This window comes from Rhodococcus sp. T2V (assembly GCF_029269925.1).
Classification (GTDB): Bacteria; Actinomycetota; Actinomycetes; order Mycobacteriales; family Mycobacteriaceae; genus Rhodococcus_F; species Rhodococcus_F koreensis.
This window is the reverse complement of sequence record NZ_JARJBD010000069.1, coordinates 23,248-42,767: the sequence shown is the minus strand read 5'-3', so window position 1 is coordinate 42,767 and position 19,520 is coordinate 23,248. Positions and strand designations below refer to the sequence as shown.

The window sequence follows — 19,520 nt, the reverse complement described above, 5'->3', positions numbered from 1 at the left end:
AATTCCGGGGAAAATGCTGGTGACGCGGATAATGAACATGTTCACGCCACGAATTATTCATCGTGATAGATACGTGATCGACGCGATCGAGACGCTGACGAAAACGCCGCGACGGGGCCCGCGCGCCTGAGCGCACGAACCCCGTCGTGGGTGTTCAAGTCTTGTGCCAGCGGAAATGCTAGCCAAGCGTGGCTGCGGCCGCCGTCGCGGCGTCTGCGCCACCGCCCAATGCGTCGGCGGAACCCGAGAAGAAGTCCAGGGCACCGGCGAGGTCGGAGAAGGCGGAGAAGAATTCGGACAGGAAGGCGAGATCCATGCGTTTAACTCCTTGCTCGGTTGTGGGCATTTATGTTGGCGCTGAGCGGGCGCCGGATTCATTCCTACCGTTATTGAAATGAGATCGCAATCCGTGGAATTAACCGAATTGAAACGGAAGGCGAATCAACGGTTTTTGGGCAGGTGAGAAGCCTGTGTCCGGATTCACATCCGTCCGAGAAATCTCACGATGTGGGAGCCTGGGCCGTGTTCGAATCCCACCTTCGAGGGTGCGGGCGGGGCTATCCTCGTCCCACGACGTGTAGTGCTTTCCGGACATACGGACGTATAGGGGAAACCATCATGCGCAAGACCATCGTCACCGGCATCGCGGTCGCGGCCCTCGCGCTGCTCGGCGCGGCCGGCTGTTCCAACGACTCGAACGAGGCTCCGATCGCGACCACGACGACGTCCTCCGCGTCCGATCGGGTGGAAGGCGCGATCAGCAGTGTGCAGGCCACGGCGTCGTCCGCCGTGAACACCGCGCGCGAGGCCACCCAGAACGCGATCAACTCGGCCATCGCGGCGGTCCCGATCGGATTCGAGTCGGGAACCGCCGAACTCAACGCCCTCTCGGACGTGACCGTCAAGGCGGTGGCCGCCGCGATGAATGCCGGCGACGCCAAGATCGAGATCGAGGCGTACGCGAGCAACACGGACGAGGCGGCCGCCGAACTTCTCGCCGACCAGCGCGCCCAGGCCGTCGCGAACGCTCTCGAGGCGCAGGGGGTCGACAAGAGCCGCATCTCGACCGAGGGCACGGCGAACCCACCCGAAGGCGTGAACGTCGATCAGGTGGAGATCACCGTTCAGGACAGCTGACCGGCGCGGTCAGTGCAGGACCGCCCGGTGCTCGTTGCTGTACGGGATGTGCTCGGCGGTCCTGCCGTCGCGGAGCTTGAGCACCCACTCCGGATCCGACAGCAGTGCGCGGCCGACGGCCACGAGATCGAACTCGCCGTTCTCGTACTGCCGGAGCAGGCGGTCGACACCGGCGATGTTCGAGGCGCCATCCGACGTGAAGGCCGTCGTGAACACGTCGTCGAGACCCACCGAACCGACCGTGATCGTGGGCAGTCCCGTCAGCCGCTTGGTCCATCCGGCCAGGCCGAGTTCCCCGTCCTCACCGGACAGCTCGGCGAAGGCCGGTTCCCAGTGCCTGCGGGTGGAGGGGTGCAGCACGTCGACACCGGCGGCGACGAGGGGCGTGAGCACGGCCGAGAGTTCGTCGGGGGTCTGTGCGATGCGCGAATCGTAGTGGTTCGACTTCCACTGGGAGAACCGGTAGACGATCGCGAAGTGGTCCCCGACGGCCTCGCGGATCGCTGCGACCACCTCGACCGGGAACCGGGTGCGGGCCTCGAGAGATCCGCCGTAACCGTCGGAGCGGACGTTCGTGCGGTCCCACAGGAACTGGTCGAGCAGATAGCCGTGGGCGCCGTGCAGTTCGATGCCGTCGAAGCCCACGTCACGTGCGTTGACGGCGGCCGCCACCCAGGCCTCGCGCAGCGCGTCGAGATCGGACCCGGTGAACTCGCGTCCCAGCCGGGTTCCGTCCAGCGCGATTCCGGACGGGCTGGCGGTCGTCACCTCGGGGTTCATGCGCGGCTGCGGGCCGCGTTCGACGCCCAGATGCCACAGCTGCGGGATGATCTGCCCGCCCTCCTCGTGGACCGCGTCCACCACCGACTTCCAGCCCGCCAAACTGTCCTGTCCGTAGAGGAGCGGCACCCGGGTGTGGGATCCGGCTGTGGGGTCCGGAATATACGTCCCCTCGGTGATGACGAGACCGACCCCGCCCGCCGCACGCCGGCGGTAGTACGCCGCCACGTCTTCCCCTGGAATGCCGTCGGGGGAGAAAGCCCTGGTCATGGGTGCCATCGCGAAGCGATTCCGGAGCTGGAGGGATTTGACGGCGAACGGTTCGAAGAGGCCGTCCACGGGCAGAGGTGTTTCGGTCATGCCTGTCCGTAACCGATCGCGGTTACGCACTATTCCTGCATATGACCTGCTGCGTAGTTGTAATCTGAAGTCACAGTCGACACTCGCTGCCGGCGCAGGGGCACTCGCCCGCGCCCGGTCTGACGGGAGGGTGCACTGATGGGCACGAACGACGTAAAACCTGCCGATCTGGTGCTGTTCGGTGACGTGGTCACCATGAACGACGCCGCGCCACGCGCTCGGGCGATCGCGGTGCGGGACGGGCGGATCGCCGCCGTCGGCAACGACGCCGCGGTGTTTCCGCTGATCGGACCGACAACGATCGCGGTCGACGTGCACCGGGCCTGCATCCTCCCCGGGTTCATCGAGGCACACGGTCACCCGCTGAACTCGGCGGTGCTGCTCGGCGAACCGGTGGTGGACATCAGGCCGGTGACCATCGCCGACGCCGGTGAGGTGGTCGACGCCGTCCGCCGCGCCGTCGACGAGCACCCCGACGGCGCCGTGCTCAACGGCTGGGACCCTCTGCTCCAGAAGGGGCTGCCGGAACCGTCCCGGGAATGGCTCAATTCCGTCGCGCCCGACACCTCCCTGGTGATCCTGCACAACACCGGACACGTGGCGTATTTCAACGACGTCGCCGCCCGGGAAGCCGGATTGTCCAAGGAGACACCGGACCCGGAGGGCGGTAGCTTCGGTCGCGACAAGTCGGGCGACCTGAACGGTTCGGCGTTCGAGGCTCCTGCGGTGATGGCGGTGGCAGCCTCGATCCTCGACGGTGCGTCCACCCGGCTGCCGGAACTCCTCGCCGCGGAATGTGCGCGGATGAACGCGGCAGGCATCACCACCGCCAGCGAGATGGCATTCGACCCACGCTTCCGGAGCGCCCTGACCGCGATCGCCCGGTCCGGTGCTCTCACCACCCGGCTGCGGCTGTACGAGATGTCGAACCCGGAGCGCTCCACGGACGTGTCACCCGGAGTGGGTGACGACCTGCTGCGCCAGGTGGGTATCAAGATCTGGTCGGACGGCTCGCCGTGGGTGGGCAACGCGGCCACGAGTTTCCCGTATCTCGACACGGACGTCACCCGGTCGCTCGGCCTCGCCGGATCGCGCGGCAAGGCCAATTACACCGCGGACGAGATACTCGAGATCAGCAAGCCGTACTTCGAGAACGGCTGGCAGATCTCCTGCCACGCCAACGGTGACGCCGCGGTCACCCTGGCCCTCGACGCGTGGGAGCGGATGCTCGCCGAGTCGCCGCGCGACGATCACCGACTGCGACTCGAGCACGTGGGGGCGATGACCCCGGAGCAGTTCCGCCGGGCGACCGAACTCGGCGTCACGTGCAGCCTTTTCGTCGACCACCTCTACTACTGGGGCGACGTGCTCGTCGACGACCTGTTCGGTCCCGAACGCGGAGCACGTTGGGCCGCTGCAGCTTCCGCGATCGCAGCGGGTCAGCGGATCTCGTTTCACAACGACGGTCCCGTGACCCCGACCAACCCGTTGCGCAACATCGCCGACGCCGTCACCCGCCGCACTCGGTCGGGACGGGTGCTCGCCCCCGAGGAGCGGATCTCGGTCCCGGACGCCTTGCGTGCGGAGACGATCAACTCGGCCTGGCACCTCCGGAGCGAGGACGCGATCGGGGCGATCGTCCCCGGGCTGCACGCCGATCTCGTCGTGCTGTCGGCCAACCCGCTTCTGGTGGATCCCGACGACATCGAGGACCTCGAAGTGCTCGCCACGATCCTGGAGGGTCGAACGGTCTTCGGAAAGCTGGAGTGATCCGGGTGGCGTCCTGGTCGCGGGCCCTGCGGTCGATCGGGGCGTCGGCCGGAGCCTGGATTCGCACCGCGGGCTACACCCGCAAATGGCTGGTCCTCGGTGTCGTCATCGGCATCGTCGCCGGGCTCGGCGCGGTCGTGTTCTACGTCGCGCTGTCGGAGGCGACGCAACTGCTGATCGTCGACATCGGCGGCTACCACCCACCGAGCGCGGCCGGTGACGGTGGCGCGGGCGGCAGCAGGGAGTTCACGAGACCGTGGGCGATTCCGCTCGTGGTGTGCCTGGGCGGCCTCGTGTCGGGCATCCTCGTGTTCACCCTGGCACCCGAGGCCGAGGGGCACGGCACCGACGCGGCGATCGAGGCCGTGCACCGGGACCCCCGCATGATCCGCGTCCGCGTCGTGCTGGTGAAGCTGGTCGCGTCGGCGATCACGATCGGGTCCGGCGGGTCCGGCGGTCGGGAGGGGCCCACCGCGCAGATCTCGGCGGGTTTCGGATCGCTCCTCGCCCGCAGACTGGACCTGTCCCCGCGGGACGGCCGCATCGCCGTGGCGATCGGCATCGGCTCCGGCATCGGCGCCATCTTCGGCGCCCCGCTCGGCGGTGCGGTGCTGTGCTGCACGATCCCGTACAAGGAGGACTTCGATTTCGAGGTGCTCGTGCCTGCGCTGGTCACGTCGATTGTCAGCTACACCGTGTTCGGCAGCTTCCTCGGCTTCGGGCCGCTGTTCGGGTACGCCGCCCAGGACTACGTCTTCGACACCCCGGCGCAGTTGGTGTGGTTCGCGCTCATCGGTGTGCTCGGCGGCCTCATCGGATTGCTGTACAGCGGGACGTTCTACACCGCCGTCGACCTCACCCACCGCCTGCCGGGCAGCCGGATCGTCAAGCCGGCGGTCGGCGGGCTGCTCGTCGGACTGATGGCACTGGTGCTGCCGGAGGTGCTGGGCAGCGGATACGGCTGGATCCAGCAATCGATGGCCCGCGCCGACCTCACGGCCATCCCGCTGTGGGTGGTGCTGTTGTTGCCGTTCGCGAAGATCCTCGCGACGTCGCTGTCCATCGGATCTGGCGGATCGGGCGGCATCTTCGGTCCGGGCATGGTGATCGGGGCATTCACCGGCGCCGCGGTGTGGCGACTGCTGGAGCCGATCGCCCCGGGCGTCCCCGACAATCCGGCGCCCTTCGTCATCGTCGGCATGATGGCGTGTTTCGGGAGCATCGCCCGCGCGCCGCTCGCGGTGATGCTGATGGTCGCGGAGATGACGGGAAGCATCGGCGTGCTCGTGCCGGGGATGATCGCGGTCGGACTCTCCTACCTCATCGTGCGCCGATCGGGGAAGACGATCTACCGGGCGCAGCTCGAGAACCGGGCGGAGGCTCGGCTCGCCCAGGGTTCGCCGGGGTGACCGGGCCGGGGTCGGTGTTCGAAGTGCCCGGAGGATCCGGGTCCGTGTGCGAAGTGCCCGGAGGATTCGGGCATGCTTGTGGCCATGACTGTTCACGTTCCTCAGTACGTCGACCTCCTCTGGCCAGCGCTTCAGGCTGCCATTGCTCTCGGTGGTTCGGCGTCCAACGAGGAGCTCGACAGCGCAGTCGTTGAGCGAGAAGGTCTTTCGTCCGACGTGCAGGGCGTGCTGCACGGTGACGGTCCGAGCACCGAGATCGAGTACCGGCTGGCGTGGGCCCGCACCTACCTCAAGGGGATGGGTCTGCTCACCAACAGCCGTCGAGGGGTGTGGAGTGTGACGGAGAAGGGCCGCGAGGTCGCCGAGAGCGAGATCCGCCCGTTGCACGCCGAGTTCTCCGCCGAGAACCGCAAGAAGAATGCCGCCCGCAAATCGGCGAAGGCCGCATCCCGGAGGAACGACGAACCGGACGCCAACATCGCCGAGGCCGAGAACGACGCGGACTGGAAGGACCTGCTGCTCGACACGGTTCTGAAGATGTCGCCGCCTGCGTTCGAGCGGCTGACCCAGCGGTTGCTGCGGGAGGCCGGATTCTCGAGCGCGTCCGTCACCGGTCGCGGCGGCGACGGGGACATCGAGGGCCTCGGCGTGTACCAGTTGTCGCTGCTGAGTTTCCCCGTGTTCTTCCAGTGCAAGCGCTACAGCGGCAGTGTCGGCGCCGGGGCGGTGCGCGATTTCCGTGGCGCGATGGCGGGTCGCGGCGAGAAGGGTCTGCTCATCACGACCGGAACCTTCACCGGTGACGCCCGCACGGAGTCCAAGAGGGACGGTGCCCCGCCCATCGACCTGATCGACGGCGACCGGCTGTGCGACCTGTTGAAGGAGCATTCGCTGGGAGTGCAGACCACTACGCGTCTCGTCGAGGACGTCGAGGTCAGATCCGATTACTTCCACTCGCTCGAGCCGAAATGATCATGGTCGAGTCACCTCTTCAGGGCCCGGACACTCTTTCCCGTTGCGGTATGGCCACGAAGCGATCACGCAGGCTCTGAAGCGGTGCCGACGGCGTTCTCCCGTGTGTAAAGAGGAAGTTAAATGCACATGTCACTGACGTGAAGAGCGACCGAGGGAAGTCGACATGACGACCACATCGCCGTGGCCGTTGAGGCGCCGCACCGTACGGCCACCGGCGGGGATGCTGGCGGACCGGCGATTCGGGGTGCTCGTCGACCAGTTCTTTCCGGCTCTTCCACGACGTCGGCCAGGGCGGCGGTGCGCTGGCCGTCTACCTCCACGGTGAGCCGGTCGTCGACGTGTGGGCCGGGTGGGCGAGCCGCGACACGTTCTGGCAGGAGGACACAGTCACCCTCACGTTCTCCACGGGCAAGGGCGTCGCGTCGACCGTGCTGCACCGTCTCGCGGGACGCGGGATCATCGATTACGACGCACCGGTGGCGCAGTACTGGCCCGAGTTCGCCACCGCGGGCAAGGGCGAGATCACCGTGCGCGAACTGCTGTCGCACCGCGCCGGACTGCACCGCGTTCGCGGGCTCGTTCCGGGCCCCCTCAGTCTGATGGACCATAGCCTGGTCAGTGCCGCCCTGGCCGCGGCGACCCCGGACCGGCGGCGGCTGAAGACCCCCGGCTATCACGCCGTGACATTCGGCTCGCTGGTCGCCGAACTGACGTCCCGTGCGGCCGGAACACCGTTCACCGAACTGGTGCGCACCGAGGTCGCCGAACCGCTCGGGGTGAAGGAATTCTGGTATGAGGTGCCGCCCGCCGAGCGGTCCCGCATCGCGAGGACCTTCCCGCACATCAACCCGTTCGGTGTTCCGTGGGGTGCGACGTCGTTCGCGATGGCGCGGCTGCCCGGTCTCCGCAACGTCGCCGACGCCGGCATGCCCGCCGGTTTCGACGCCCTCGTCCGCAACCCTGCGATCCACGACAGCGTGATGCCGGGATGGAACGGCGTGTTCAGTGCCCGCGCCCTGGCGCGCATGTACGGGGCGCTGGCCAACACCGGAACCGTCGGCGGTGTCGAATTCCTCCCGCCGGAGGTCGTGGCGCAGCTGAGTCAGGTGCAGACCACGGCCCGCGACTACGTTCTGGGCATACCGATGAACTGGCGGCTCGGCTACCACGCGGGAATGGTCGCGCGCCGCAAGCAGCCGTCGAATACGTTCGGGCACTACGGGTTGGGTGGGTCTGGCGCGTTCGCCGACGCCGACACAGGCCTGTCGATCGCCTTCGTCACCAACCGGCTCGGCAACATGCTGACCCCCATCGCGGATCTCCGCCTGCCGAAGCTCGGTTCCACGGCGCTCGCCATTGCGGAGAGACTGTAGCCGGGCAGCTGCGGCCGCCGGCCAAACCAATTCGATTTCGACGCGCCGTTTTTCGATCGCCGCGAGCCGCCGGTCTGGAAGGCGGGGGACCGGTAGCATCGTGTCCGTGACCGACGCGACCGCCCACACCAGCCGTTCCGATCGGTTGCGAGTCCTCGTCTACAGCGACGACGCGAGCACCCGCCAGAAGGTCGTGCTGGCGTTGGGGAAGCGTCCGCACCCCGACCTTCCGGAGCTGGAGTACGTCGAGGTGGCGACGGCGCCCGTGGTGATCCGGGAGATGGATGCCGGCGGTATCGACCTGGCCGTCCTGGACGGCGAGGCGGTGCCCGCGGGCGGGATGGGGATCGCCAAGCAGTTGAAGGACGAGATCGACGAGTGCCCGCCGATCCTGGTCCTGACCGGACGTCCCGACGACGCCTGGCTGGCCAGCTGGTCGCGCGCGGAGGCCGCGGTGCCGCACCCGCTCGACCCGATCCGGTTGTCGGAAGCGGTCATAGCGCTGCTCCGCACCCGACTCTCTGCTTAGGGTCTCCTGACTTCCGATTCCGCCGTCGGAAGGCGCATCGAGCGCCTGTCCCGCAGCGGTTTTCCGCATTTCCAGATCGCCTGGAACTCGCTCGGTCAAATCGGCCGGGCCCGACGACTTCCCTTGTACGCTGTGGCATAACTCACAAGAGCGTAGCTTCGGAAACGACCGCCCGGGAATCGGGCGGACAGGCTCGGGAAGAGGGGAGCTGAGACGGCGTGAATGTCTACGTGCCGATACTCGTGCTCGGGGCGATTGCGGTCGCGTTCGCGGTGTTCTCCGTGATCGTGGCGAGGATCGTCGGTCCGAGACGCTACAACCGTGCCAAGCTCGACGCCTACGAGTGCGGGATCGAGCCGACGTCCTCGCCGCTGGGCGCGGGCCGCATCCCGGTGAAGTACTACCTGACGGCCATGCTGTTCATCATCTTCGACATCGAGATCGTGTTCCTCTATCCGTGGGCTGTTCATTTCGACGCCCTCGGCTTCTTCGGTCTCGGGGCCATGGCCCTGTTCATCTTCAACGTCTCCGTCGCCTACGCGTACGAGTGGCGGCGTGGCGGTCTCAGTTGGGACTGATCGGTCCCGCCAGCGATCGAAAAGCCAAGTCGGAAGGGAAGAGTCGGATATGGGCATCGAGGAGAAGCTGCCGAGCGGCTTCCTGCTGACCACGGTCGAGGGGCTCGCGGGTTACGTCCGCAAGGGCTCGCTGTGGCCCGCCAGTTTCGGGCTCGCCTGCTGTGCGATCGAGATGATGGCCACCGCGGGCGGACGCTTCGACATCGCCCGCTTCGGCATGGAGGCGTTCCGTGCCTCACCCCGGCAGGCCGATCTGATGATCGTCGCCGGCCGGGTGAGCCAGAAGATGGCGCCGGTGCTGCGGCAGATCTACGACCAGATGGTGGAGCCGAAGTGGGTGCTGGCGATGGGCGTGTGCGCGTCGTCGGGTGGGATGTTCAACAATTACGCGATCGTGCAGGGTGTCGACCACATCGTCCCTGTCGACATCTACCTGCCGGGGTGCCCGCCGAGACCCGAGATGCTGCTGAACGCGATCCTCACGCTGCACGAGAAGATCCAGCAGATGCCGCTCGGCGTTCACCGGGAGGAGGTGGCGCGTGCGGCGGAGCAGGCCGCGCTGGCCGCCACCCCCACCATCCAGATGAAGGGCCTGCTCCGGTGACGGCGCGCGCCGCGAGGGAGCGGAGCGACCCGAGATCCGGCGTCTGGGCCGCGCGGTCTGGACTGAGGAACGAGGGAGCGTAGCGAGTGAGTGACGAGGGAAGAGCGCGCGACAAAGCCCAGACGCCCGCGAGCGAAGCGAGCCAGACCAACACCGGAAAACCGCGCGACCAAGCTCCGGCACCCGCGAGCGAAGCGAGCCATGTTACAGAGCAGATCGGTGTGCGTAAGGGTTTGTTCGGGGTGCGGGGTAGTGGGGATACGTCGGGGTATGGGCGGTTGGTGCGTCCGGTGTTGTTGCCGGGGAGTACGCCGCGGCCGTTCGGCGGGTATTTCGACGAGGTGGCGGATGGGTTGGGGGCGGCGCTGGCGGAGTCGGGGGTGGGCTTCGAGGTGGCGGTGGAGTCGGTGGTGGTGTTTCGGGGTGAGGTGACGTTCGGTGTGCGGCGCGAGTTCTTGGTGCCGGTGGCGCGTGCGTTGCGGGATGAGCCGGATCTGCGGTTCGAGATGTGTCTGGGTGTGAATGGTGTGCATTTCCCGCAGGATGCGGGCCGGGAGTTGCATGCGGTGTATCCGTTGTTGTCGATTACGCACAATCGGCGGATCCGTCTGGAGGTGGCGGTGCCGGATGGGGATCCGCATATTCCGTCGTTGTATGACGTGTATCCGACGAATGATTGGCACGAGCGGGAGACGTACGACTTCTTCGGGATCGTGTTCGACGGTCATCCGTCGTTGACGCGGATCGAGATGCCGGATGACTGGCCGGGTCATCCGCAGCGGAAGGACTATCCGCTCGGCGGTATTCCCGTCGAGTACAAGGGCGCGGAGATCGCGCCGCCGGACGAGCGGCGGGGGTACAGCTGATGAGCGAGGACACGGTGTTCACGGTTGCGGGTCAGGACTGGGACGAGGTTGTCGATGCGGTGAAGGCGGCGTCGGAGGACGCGGGTTCGGGGAGCGGCGAGGAGCGCATCGTCGTGAACATGGGTCCGCAGCATCCGTCGACGCACGGGGTGTTGCGGCTCATCCTGGAGATCGAGGGTGAGACGGTCACGGAGGCCCGGTGCGGTATCGGTTATCTGCATACGGGGATCGAGAAGAACCTGGAGTTTCGTAGCTGGACGCAGGGCGTGACGTTTGTGACGCGGATGGATTATCTGTCGCCGTTTTTCAACGAGACGGCGTATTGCCTGGGTGTGGAGAAGTTGCTCGACATCACGGAGCAGGTGCCGGAGCGGGCGAGTGTCGTCCGGGTGATGTTGATGGAGTTGAACCGCATTTCCTCGCATCTGGTGGCGCTGGCCACGGGCGGGATGGAGTTGGGCGCGGTGACGGCGATGCTGTTCGGCTTCCGGGAACGTGAGTTGGTCCTGGATGTGTTCGAGTTCATCACGGGGTTGCGCATGAACCATGCGTATATCCGGCCGGGCGGGTTGTCGCAGGATCTGCCGGAGGGTGCGGTGGAGAAGGTCCGCGAGTTGCTGAGGTTGCTGCCGGAGCGGTTGCGGGACATGGAGAATCTGCTGAACGACAACCGCATCTGGAAGGGCCGGACCAAGGGCATCGGGTATCTCGACCTCACGGGGTGCATGGCGCTGGGGGTGACGGGTCCGATGCTGCGTGCGACGGGTCTGCCGCACGATCTGCGGAAGTCGCAGCCGTATTGCGGGTACGAGAATTACGAGTTCGACGTCAGTACCGACACCGGGTGCGACGCGTACGGCCGCTACCTGATCCGGGTCGACGAGATGAAGGAGTCGCTGAAGATCGTCGAGCAGTGTCTCGACAAGTTGCGGCCGGGGCCGATCATGGCGGAAGACAAGAAGATCGCGTGGCCTGCGGATCTGACGTTGGGCCCGGATGGTCTGGGTAATTCGCCGGAGCATGTCCGCGAGATCATGGATTCGTCGATGGAGTCGCTGATCCATCATTTCAAGTTGGTGACGGAGGGTTTCCGGGTGCCGCCGGGCCAGGTGTATGTGGCGGTGGAGTCGCCGCGGGGTGAGCTCGGGGTGCACATGGTGAGCGACGGCGGCACGCGCCCGTTCCGGGTGCATTTCCGGGATCCGTCGTTCACGAATCTGCAGTCGGTGGCGGCCACGTGTGAGGGCGGCATGGTGGCGGATGTGATTGCCGCGGTCGCGAGCATCGATCCCGTCATGGGGGGAGTGGATCGATGACCGAGCGAACCGCACCGGCGCAACCACCTGTTTTCATCGAGTTCGGGCCTCGGCCGGAGGAGAACGGTCGCCTGGTGCGGCCGGGTGCGCGGGAGGAGTATCCGCCGGAGATCCGGGCGCGGCTCGACGCCGACGCCGATGTCGTCGTCGCGCGTTATCCGAATTCGCGTTCCGCGCTGCTGCCGCTGTTGCATCTGGTTCAGGCGGAGGACGGGTGCATCACGCCGGCGGGGGTCGAATTCTGTGCCGGCCGGCTCGGGTTGACCGGCGCCGAGGTGGCCGCGGTGGCGACGTTCTATTCGATGTACCGGCGCGAGCCGACGGGCGACTATTACGTGGGGGTGTGCACCAACACGTTGTGCGCGGTGATGGGCGGCGACGCGATCCTCGCCGCGCTGGAGGAGCATCTCGATCTGCCGCACGGTGGCACGTCCGCGGACGGCAAGGTGACGCTGGAGCACATCGAGTGCAACGCGGCGTGCGATTACGCCCCGGTGGTGATGGTGAACTGGGAGTTCTTCGACAATCAGACCCCGGAGTCGGCTCGCTCGCTCGTCGATTCCCTGCGGTCGGGGGACCGGGTGTCGCCGAGCCGCGGCGCGACGCTGTGCACGTTCCGGGAGACCGCCCGCATTCTCGCCGGGTTCCCCGACGAGCGTCCCGGTGCGCTCGAGGAGGGCGGCGCCGCAGGCGACGCGACACTGGCCGGCCTGCGCGTTGCGCGGGAGCGGGGGATGACGGCGCCGGATCCGGCGGAGACGTCCCTCGTCCCGGAGCCGCAGGCACGGGACACCGAGGCGGTCGCGGCCGAGTCGACGAAGGACGAGCCGGCGCCTGCCCCGTCGGCGACGGTGCCTCCGGAACCGTCCTCCTCCGAAACGAACCCGGCTGCCACCGACCCCGGACGGAAGGGAGACTGACATGCCGCTGACCCCGGTCCTGAGCCGCTACTGGGACGAGCCCGAGTCCTGGACCCTCGACACGTACCGTCGCCACGACGGGTACGAGGGCCTGCAAAAGGCGCTGCGCATGGACCCGGACGAGGTGATCTCGACGGTCAAGGAGGCCGGTCTGCGCGGTCGCGGCGGTGCCGGGTTCCCGACCGGCATGAAGTGGTCGTTCATCCCGCAGGGCGACGACAAGCCCCACTATCTCGTGGTCAACGCGGACGAGTCCGAACCGGGCACCTGCAAGGACATGCCGCTGATGCTGGCCACGCCGCACGCGCTCGTGGAGGGCGTCATCATCGCGGCGTACGCGATCCGCGCCGGGCACGCCTTCATCTACGTGCGCGGCGAGGTGGTGCCGGTGCTGCGCCGGCTGCAGGCCGCGGTCGCGGAGGCGTATGCGGCGGGCTACCTCGGCAAGAACATCCTGGGTACCGGGTTCGACCTCGAGCTGGTCGTGCACGCGGGTGCCGGGGCGTACATCTGCGGCGAGGAGACGGCGCTGCTCGACTCGCTGGAGGGTCGCCGCGGTCAGCCCCGGCTGCGTCCGCCGTTCCCCGCGGTGGCCGGTCTCTACGCGTCCCCGACCGTCGTCAACAACGTCGAGTCGATCGCGAGCGTCCCGCCGATCATCGTGAACGGCATCGAGTGGTTCCGCTCGATGGGCAGCGAGAAGTCGCCCGGGTTCACCCTCTATTCCCTGTCGGGGCACGTGACCACACCCGGACAGTACGAGGCTCCACTGGGAATCACGTTGCGGGAGTTGCTCGAGTACGCGGGCGGCGTCCGCGCCGGGCACCGGTTGAAGTTCTGGACGCCGGGCGGTTCGTCGACGCCGATCTTCACGGACGAGCATCTCGACGTCGCCCTCGACTACGAGGGGGTCGGCGCCGCCGGGTCGATGCTGGGCACCAAGGCCCTGCAGATCTTCGACGAGACCACGTGTGTGGTGCGCGCCGTGCTCCGCTGGACCGAGTTCTACGCGCACGAGTCGTGCGGCAAGTGCACGCCCTGCCGGGAGGGCACCTATTGGCTGGTGCAGATCCTGGAGCGGCTCGAGCGGGGGGAGGGCACCGATGCGGACCTGCAGAAGTTGCTCGACATCGCGGACAACATCCTCGGCAAGTCGTTCTGCGCTCTCGGTGACGGTGCGGCGAGCCCGATCATGTCCTCCATCAAGTACTTCCGCGACGAGTACCTCGCGCACTTCGAGCAGGGCGGCTGCCCGTTCGACCCGCATCAGTCCACGCTCATGGCTGGAGTACGCGCATGATGCCCGCGAGCGGAGCGAGCCGTGACTCGGTACCGGGGCCGCGCGGTCTGGACCGAGGAGCGAGGGAGCGGAGCGAATGAGTGACGTGGGAAGGGCGGGTGTGAAAGCCCCGGTGCCCGCGAGCGGAGCGAGCCCTGACGCAGTGAGCGTTGTCATCGACGGTGTCGAGGTCAGTGTTCCCAAGGGCACGTTGGTGATTCGTGCGGCGGAGATGATCGGCATCCAGATTCCGCGGTTCTGTGATCATCCGCTGCTCGACCCGGTGGGTGCGTGCCGTCAGTGCCTCGTGGATGTGGAGGGGCAGCGGAAGCCGCTCGCGTCGTGTACCACGACTGTCACCGACGGCATGGTGGTGCACACCCAGCTGACGTCGCCGGTGGCCGACAAGGCGCAGAAGGGGGTGATGGAGTTGTTGCTGATCAACCATCCCCTGGATTGTCCGGTGTGCGACAAGGGCGGCGAGTGCCCGTTGCAGAATCAGGCGATGTCCAACGGGCGCGCGGAGTCGCGTTTCGGGGAGATCAAGCGCACGTTCCCCAAGCCGATTCCGCTGTCCACGGAGGTCCTGCTGGACCGCGAGCGGTGTGTGCTGTGCGCACGGTGTACCCGGTTCTCCCAGCAGGTTGCGGGGGATCCGTTCGTCGAGCTGATGGAGCGGGGTGCGCTGCAGCAGGTCGGGATCTACGCGAAGGAACCGTTCGAGTCGTACTTCTCCGGCAACACCGTCCAGATCTGCCCGGTGGGCGCGCTGACGGGTACCGCGTACCGGTTCCGGGCCCGCCCGTTCGATCTGATCTCCAGCCCCAGCGTGTGCGAGCACTGTGCGAGCGGTTGCGCCCAGCGCACCGATCATCGGCGGGGCACGGTGTTGCGGCGGCTGGCGGGCGACGACCCCGAGGTCAACGAGGAATGGAATTGCGATAAGGGGCGGTGGGCGTTCGCCTACGCCACCCAGCGCGACCGGATCACCACCCCGCTGGTCCGTGGCGGCGACGGCACGCTGGCGCCCGCCTCCTGGTCGGAGGCCCTGGCCGTCGCGGCGCGGGGACTGACCGCGGCGCGGGGCAGTGCGGGTGTTCTCGTCGGTGGTCGGTCCACGTGGGAGGACGCCTACGCCTACGCGAAATTCGCGCGAACGGCGCTCGGCACCAACGACATCGACTTCCGCAGTCGCGCACACTCCGGTGAGGAGGCCGACTTCCTGGCGGCCCGGGTGGCGGGGCAGCGACTCGCGGTCACCTACGACGATCTCGACGCCGCGCCGGTCGTTCTCCTCGCCGGGTTCGAGCCGGAGGAGGAGTCGCCGATCGTGTTCCTCCGCCTGCGCAAGGCGGCGCGCACGAAGGCCGTTCCGGTGTACTCGATCGCCCCGTACACGTCCCGCGGCCTCGAGAAGGTGTCCGGCAGACTGCTGCGGGCCGCGCCGAATGCGGAACCGGAGGTCCTCGACGGACTCCGCACGGGTGATGCGGACCCGGGGGTCACCGAGTTGCTTCGCCGACCGGGTGCGGTCGTCGTGGTGGGGGAGCGGCTCGCCGCGGTGCCGGGGGCACTGTCCGCCGCGGTCCGGCTGGCCGACGCCACCGGTGCCCGGCTGGCCTGGGTGCCGCGACGGGCCGGTGAACGCGGCGCACTCGAGGCGGGCGCGCTGCCCGGACTGCTCCCGGGTGGCAGGCCGGTGGGCGATCCCGAGGCCCGTCGGCAGGTCGCGTCGGCGTGGAATGTCGCGGATCTACCGGACACCGCGGGCCGCGACACCGCGAGCATCCTCGTCGCCGCCGAATCGGGGACGCTGGGGGCGCTGGTGATCGGCGGTGTGGAGATCGACGACCTCCCCGACCCGCAGGCCGCGACGGCGGCAGTCGACGCGGCCGGGTTCGTCGTGAGTCTGGAGCTGCGCCACAGCACGATCACCGATCGCGCGGACGTGGTGTTCCCCATCGCACCGGTGATGGAGAAGCCGGGTACCTTCCTCGACTGGGAGGGGCGCACCCGCGATTTCGACGCCGCACTCCGCGGCACCGGGGCGATGCCCGATCAGCGTGTGCTCCACGCGATCGCCGGCGAAATGGGTGTCCCGCTGGGTCTTCCCGACGCGGCGACCGCACGGCGGGAACTCGAACGGCTCGGCGCCTGGGACGGTGACTTCCCGGATCCGCCCGACGTCCCGCAGTACCCACGGCGGGACCCCGGGGCGGGGGAGGCGGTGCTCGCCACGTGGCGGATGCTGCTCGACTCGGGGCGGTTGCAGGACGGGGAACCGCACTTGGCGGGCACGGCGCGCACCCCGGTCGTGCGGATGTCCGCGGCGTCGGCGGCCGAGACGGGTGCCGGTGACGGAGATCCGGTCACCGTAGCGACGGAACGAGGCGAGGTGACGTTGCCGTTGGTGATCACCGACATGCCGGATCGGGTGGTGTGGCTGCCGCTCAACTCGCCCGGCTCCGCGGTCTACCGCCAACTGGCGGCCGGCGCGGGAACCGTCGTGAACGTACGCCGCGCCGCAGCCACCAACGGGATCGCCCCGGGAGGTGCGCTGTGACGATCGCGGCCGTCTACCCAGACCCGGCACTGTTCGGGCACGACCCGTGGTGGCTGGTTCTCGGCAAGGCGCTGGCAGTCTTCGTGTTCCTCGTCCTCACCCCGCTCCTGACGATTCTGGCCGAACGCAAGGTCATGGCGTGGATGCAGATGCGCGTCGGCCCGAACCGGGTGGGCCCGCGAGGCATGCTGCAGAGCCTCGCAGACGGCATCAAGCTCGCCTTGAAGGAGGGGATCGTCCCGAAGGGTGTGGACAAGCCGATCTACATCCTCGCGCCGATCATCGCCGCGGTGCCCGCGTTCATGGCGTTCGCGGTGATCCCGTTCGGACCGGCGGTGTCGATCTTCGGGCACTACACGCCATTACAGCTGACGGACCTGCCGGTGGCCGTGCTCTACGTCCTCGCAGCCACGTCGATCGGCGTCTACGGCATCGTGCTCGCCGGCTGGGCGTCCGGCTCCACGTACCCGCTGCTGGGAGGTCTGCGCTCGACGGCGCAGGTGATCTCGTACGAGATCGCGATGGCGTTGTCGTTCGCGGCCGTCTTCCTGGATGCCGGAACGATGTCCACGTCGGGGATCGTCGCCTCCCAGGAGCACACCTGGTACGTCTTCCTGCTGCTGCCGTCGTTCCTCATCTACGTCACCTCGATGGTGGGTGAGACCAACCGGGCGCCCTTCGACCTGCCCGAGGCCGAAGGTGAACTGGTGGGCGGGTTCCACACCGAGTACTCCTCGCTGAGCTTCGCGATGTTCATGCTCGCCGAGTACGTGAACATGGTGACCGTCTCGGCGCTCGCCACCACCCTGTTCCTCGGCGGCTGGCACGCACCGTTCCCACTCAGCCTGTGGGACGGCGCGAACTCCGGATGGTGGCCGGTGCTGTGGTTCACGCTGAAGGTCTGGGGTTTCCTGTTCGTGTTCGTGTGGTTGCGGGCCACGCTGCCCCGGCTGCGGTACGACCAGTTCATGGGTCTCGGCTGGAAGATCCTGATCCCGATCTCGCTGGTGTGGGTCATGATCGTCGCGACCGTCCGGGCCTTCCGCAACGAGGGCTACGACACAAGGACGATCACCCTCGTCGTCGCGGGACTCGTGGTGGCCCTCGTCGTGGTGGCGCTGCTGTGGAAGCGCCTGCGTCCGGGCCGCGTTCGCGCACCCGAGAAACCGGTCGAGCCGCGCGACCGCGCCGAACCGGCCTCGGAGACACTCGAACCGTTCGACCCCATGGCCGGTGGATACCCGGTTCCGCCGATGCCGGGTCAGACGCTGCCCGCGTTCCGGCGCACGCCCGTCTCCGTCACCAGCGCGCACTCCACCGGATCGACTCAGGAGAACAGCGATGACTAAATTCCTCGGCCCCATAGCGGGATTCGGCGTGACCTTCTCCACGATGTTCAAGAAATCGAACACCGAGTTCTACCCGGAGGAGAAGACGCCGACGGCGCCCCGCTATCACGGCAGGCATCAGCTCAACCGGTACGCGGACGGCCTGGAGAAGTGCATCGGGTGCGAACTGTGCGCCTGGGCGTGCCCCGCCGACGCCATCTTCGTCGAGGGCGCCGACAACACCGACGAGGAACGCTTCTCGCCCGGCGAGCGGTACGGCCGGGTGTACCAGATCAACTACCTGCGCTGCATCGGGTGCGGGCTGTGCATCGAGGCGTGCCCGACACGGGCGCTGACCATGACCAACGAATACGAGATGGCCGACGACAACCGGGCGGGCCTGATCTACGAGAAGGATCGGCTGCTGGCCCCGCTCGAGTCCGGCATGGTCGATTCGCCGCACCCGATGGCCCCAGGCACCACCGCCGAGGACTACTACCGGGGCACGGTGACCGGGGGAGCGGCGCCCGCGTCGCAGGACGAGTCCGTGGCGCACGACACGGCGGAGGACAGGCCGTGATCGAGGGAGGAGAGCCGACGTGGTGAACACGATGCCGTCCGCGGTCCAACTGGTCGCGGAACCCTTCACCCAGACCTCGACCGGCGAGGGCGTGCAGTTCTGGGTCCTCGCGACCGTGGCCGTGATCGGCGCGCTCGGCGTGGTCAGCGCGACGAAAGCCGTATACTCGGCGATCTTCCTCGCCACGACCATGATCATCCTGGCCGTGTTCTACATCGCCCAGGGCGCGCTGTTCCTCGGCGTCGTGCAGATCGTGGTCTACACCGGAGCGGTCATGATGCTGTTCCTGTTCGTGCTCATGCTCATCGGCGTCGATTCCTCCGAATCCCTCGTCGAAAACCTGCGCGGTCAGCGGGTGGCCGCGATCGCGGCGGGGCTGGGATTCGGTCTCCTGCTGATCGGCGGCCTCGGAAGTGCGTCCGTCTCCGCGTTCACCGGTCTCGACCAGGCCAACGCGGCGGGCAACGTCCAGGGGCTGGCCGAACTCGTCTTCGTCCGGTACGTGTGGGCCTTCGAACTGACCGGCGCCCTGCTGATCACCGCGACGATCGGTGCCATGGTGCTCGCCCACCGGGAACGGTTCGAGCGGCGGAAGGACCAGCGCGAGCTGTCCCAGGACCGTGTCCGCGAGGGTGCCCGGGTCACGCCGCTACCCAGTCCCGGGGTCTACGCGCGGCACAACGCCGTCGACATCCCGGCGTTGCTGCCCGACGGCACGTTCTCCGACCTCTCCGTCAGCCGGTCGCTCGACCGGCGGCCGAGCATGCCCGCCCGGGCACTGGGCACCGCCGACGTCGCGGCCCCCGAACCCGCCGCGACCGAAGACGGGGGTGGGCGATGAACCCCGAGAACTACCTCTACCTGTCGGCGCTGCTGTTCACGATCGGTGCCGCCGGGGTCCTGATCCGCCGCAACGCGATCATCGTGTTCATGTGCATCGAACTGATGCTCAACGCCTCGAATCTGGCGTTCGTGACGTTCGCCCGGATGCACGGCAACCTCGACGGGCAGGTCTTCGCGTTCTTCACCATGGTCGTCGCGGCCGCCGAGGTGGTCGTCGGTCTGGCGATCATCATGACCATCTTCCGTTCCCGCCGTTCGGCTTCCGTCGACGACGCCAACCTCCTCAAGAACTGACGGGTCCCCGATGACG

Annotated in this window: 18 protein-coding genes and 1 pseudogene; 17 read left to right on the top strand and 2 right to left on the bottom strand. The window is 67.7% G+C overall.

Annotation, left to right across the window (positions count from 1 at the left end):
• Positions 1-178 precede the first annotated feature (178 nt).
• Entirely contained in the window at positions 179-316 is a 138-nt protein-coding gene (locus tag P3H15_RS38340) for a hypothetical protein (protein ID WP_167372164.1), read from the bottom strand.
• Positions 317-618: 302 nt separating this feature from the next.
• Between P3H15_RS38340 and P3H15_RS38335 the strand changes: the two genes are divergently transcribed.
• Positions 619-1,137, top strand: coding sequence for an OmpA family protein (locus P3H15_RS38335; protein WP_276142027.1), 519 nt, complete (start codon positions 619-621; stop codon positions 1,135-1,137).
• 9 nt (positions 1,138-1,146) lie between these two features.
• Here P3H15_RS38335 and P3H15_RS38330 read toward each other — a convergent pair whose 3' ends face one another.
• Positions 1,147-2,277: an NADH:flavin oxidoreductase gene (locus tag P3H15_RS38330; protein WP_276142026.1), complete on the bottom strand. Its 1,131-nt coding sequence runs from the start codon at positions 2,275-2,277 to the stop codon at positions 1,147-1,149.
• 138 nt (positions 2,278-2,415) lie between these two features.
• Between P3H15_RS38330 and P3H15_RS38325 the strand changes: the two genes are divergently transcribed.
• The 16 genes and pseudogenes from P3H15_RS38325 to nuoK all read left to right on the top strand — a co-directional run bounded on the left by P3H15_RS38325 (position 2,416) and on the right by nuoK (position 19,504).
• Complete coding sequence (locus P3H15_RS38325) at positions 2,416-4,047, top strand: amidohydrolase (protein ID WP_276142025.1); 1,632 nt, start codon at positions 2,416-2,418, stop codon at positions 4,045-4,047.
• Positions 4,044-5,456 (top strand): chloride channel protein, encoded by a 1,413-nt coding sequence (locus P3H15_RS38320; protein WP_276142024.1) that lies wholly within the window; start codon positions 4,044-4,046, stop codon positions 5,454-5,456. The genes P3H15_RS38325 and P3H15_RS38320 overlap by 4 nt, the downstream gene beginning before the upstream one ends.
• A 72-nt stretch (positions 5,457-5,528) precedes the next feature.
• Positions 5,529-6,428 (top strand): restriction endonuclease, encoded by a 900-nt coding sequence (locus P3H15_RS38315; RefSeq protein ID WP_005253670.1) that lies wholly within the window; start codon positions 5,529-5,531, stop codon positions 6,426-6,428.
• Between the two features lie 166 nt (positions 6,429-6,594).
• Positions 6,595-7,804 (top strand): annotated as a pseudogene (locus P3H15_RS38310) (serine hydrolase domain-containing protein).
• Between the two features lie 106 nt (positions 7,805-7,910).
• Entirely contained in the window at positions 7,911-8,333 is a 423-nt protein-coding gene (locus tag P3H15_RS38305) for a response regulator transcription factor (RefSeq protein ID WP_072940574.1), read from the top strand.
• A gap of 218 nt (positions 8,334-8,551) precedes the next feature.
• Positions 8,552-8,911: an NADH-quinone oxidoreductase subunit A gene (locus P3H15_RS38300; RefSeq protein WP_015889709.1), complete on the top strand. Its 360-nt coding sequence runs from the start codon at positions 8,552-8,554 to the stop codon at positions 8,909-8,911.
• 49 nt (positions 8,912-8,960) lie between these two features.
• The gene (locus tag P3H15_RS38295) at positions 8,961-9,515 is read left to right on the top strand and encodes an NADH-quinone oxidoreductase subunit B family protein (RefSeq protein ID WP_005239105.1); all 555 of its coding nucleotides are present in this window, start codon (positions 8,961-8,963) and stop codon (positions 9,513-9,515) included.
• 86 nt (positions 9,516-9,601) lie between these two features.
• Positions 9,602-10,381 (top strand): NADH-quinone oxidoreductase subunit C, encoded by a 780-nt coding sequence (locus P3H15_RS38290; protein ID WP_276142023.1) that lies wholly within the window; start codon positions 9,602-9,604, stop codon positions 10,379-10,381.
• Positions 10,381-11,697 (top strand): NADH dehydrogenase (quinone) subunit D, encoded by a 1,317-nt coding sequence (gene nuoD, locus P3H15_RS38285; RefSeq protein ID WP_276142022.1) that lies wholly within the window; start codon positions 10,381-10,383, stop codon positions 11,695-11,697. The genes P3H15_RS38290 and nuoD overlap by 1 nt, the downstream gene beginning before the upstream one ends.
• Positions 11,694-12,617: an NADH-quinone oxidoreductase subunit NuoE gene (gene nuoE, locus P3H15_RS38280; RefSeq protein ID WP_276142021.1), complete on the top strand. Its 924-nt coding sequence runs from the start codon at positions 11,694-11,696 to the stop codon at positions 12,615-12,617. Before nuoD ends, nuoE begins: the two co-directional genes overlap by 4 nt.
• A gap of 1 nt (position 12,618) precedes the next feature.
• Complete coding sequence (nuoF, locus tag P3H15_RS38275) at positions 12,619-13,917, top strand: NADH-quinone oxidoreductase subunit NuoF (protein ID WP_276142020.1); 1,299 nt, start codon at positions 12,619-12,621, stop codon at positions 13,915-13,917.
• A 76-nt stretch (positions 13,918-13,993) separates the two neighbouring features.
• Positions 13,994-16,459, top strand: a complete 2,466-nt coding sequence (locus P3H15_RS38270) for an NADH-quinone oxidoreductase subunit G (RefSeq protein ID WP_276142019.1) — start codon at positions 13,994-13,996, stop codon at positions 16,457-16,459.
• On the top strand, positions 16,456-17,808 hold the full coding sequence (gene nuoH, locus P3H15_RS38265) for an NADH-quinone oxidoreductase subunit NuoH (RefSeq protein ID WP_276142018.1): 1,353 nt from the start codon (positions 16,456-16,458) through the stop codon (positions 17,806-17,808). Before P3H15_RS38270 ends, nuoH begins: the two co-directional genes overlap by 4 nt.
• Positions 17,801-18,367 (top strand): NADH-quinone oxidoreductase subunit NuoI, encoded by a 567-nt coding sequence (nuoI, locus tag P3H15_RS38260; protein ID WP_276142017.1) that lies wholly within the window; start codon positions 17,801-17,803, stop codon positions 18,365-18,367. Before nuoH ends, nuoI begins: the two co-directional genes overlap by 8 nt.
• Positions 18,368-18,398: 31 nt before the next feature.
• Positions 18,399-19,208, top strand: coding sequence for an NADH-quinone oxidoreductase subunit J (locus tag P3H15_RS38255; RefSeq protein WP_276142044.1), 810 nt, complete (start codon positions 18,399-18,401; stop codon positions 19,206-19,208).
• On the top strand, positions 19,205-19,504 hold the full coding sequence (gene nuoK / locus P3H15_RS38250) for an NADH-quinone oxidoreductase subunit NuoK (RefSeq protein ID WP_005239116.1): 300 nt from the start codon (positions 19,205-19,207) through the stop codon (positions 19,502-19,504). Before P3H15_RS38255 ends, nuoK begins: the two co-directional genes overlap by 4 nt.
• Positions 19,505-19,520 lie beyond the last annotated feature (16 nt).